Annotated in this window: 1 protein-coding gene; it reads right to left on the reverse strand. The window is 77.2% G+C overall.

Annotated elements, in window-relative coordinates:
- Positions 1–575, reverse strand: a 575-nt coding sequence (locus tag E1284_RS42290) for a M48 family metalloprotease (RefSeq protein ID WP_165965635.1), incomplete at its 3' end; no start/stop codon positions are given.
- Between the last annotated feature and the right edge of the window lie 523 nt (positions 576–1,098).

Below are 1,098 nucleotides of genomic sequence, written 5' to 3' on the forward strand. Positions count from 1 at the left end.
CGCCCCTCCCCGCGCCCGCCCGGCAGCCGCGCGCCGAGCGCGGCGACGTACGCGACACCGGCCGGCAGCGCCACCACGACGGTGACCGCCGCGGCCGCCAGCGCCAGCAGGATGACCAGCACGAATCCGATCGGCCGGTGCCACTTGACGGCCCGCTTCCACATCGGACCGACCGGCGACCATGCCCGGCGCAACGTCCACAGCAGCGCACGGCTCGGCAGCGTGGCCTGCGCGTGCACGAACGCCGGGACCACCCGCCAGCCGAGGACGTGCCCCAGCTCATGGGTGAGCACGGCCTCCAGCCGTCCCGGCGGCAGCGACCGCGCGGACGCCGACGTGACCGCGACCGTCCGCCCGAACGGCACGCAGGCGTTGAGCTCGTCCGACTCGACGACGACCAGCCGGTACGCGCTCACCCCGGCCCGCCGCTGGACGTCCCGCCAGGACTGCTCCAGCTGGACGCGCTCGGCACTTTGGGGCTCCCGATACCCGTAGACCCGCCCCGCGCCAAGCGGCGCCAAGAGCACCAGCCCCCACACGACGACGACCGCCACCGCGCCCCAGAGGGGCCACACCAACTGAGCCCCGAACGCAACGGCTGCAACAACGACGGCCTCGCCTCCAACGATGCCCCAGACCGGGACCCCCGCCCGCCCCGGCGCCTCTCGTCCGGGTGGCAGATAACGCCCCGCCTCAGGAACGTGCCACTCGGCCGCGCCGGTACCGGCCGCCGGCGCGGAAACGGCGGGCGCGGCGGGCTGGCGGGACGGGGCCGGCGGCAGATGCCTCTCCACGGGCGTCCGAGGCGCGGGCGCCCGCACCGGTGCGGCGACCTCCGGCGACGGTGGCCCCTGCACGGCGTGCGGCACGGACGGCTCCACCGGCGTGCGAGGCGCCGGTGGCACGAGGAACGCGCTGGACGGGGCAGGGGGCGCACCCCAGGCGACACCGGCGGCCGAATCGGGCTGTCGCGGCGGCGTGGGCAAGGTCGTCTCGGCCGGTCCTGCGCCGGTGGACGGGGGCTGCGGCGTGCCCGGAGGCGGCGCCGTCCACGCGTCCAGCGGCGATGCGGGTGACGGCGCGGACGTCGCTTGGGGC

Source organism: Actinomadura bangladeshensis, from assembly GCF_004348335.1.
GTDB lineage: Bacteria > Actinomycetota > Actinomycetes > Streptosporangiales > Streptosporangiaceae > Spirillospora > Spirillospora bangladeshensis.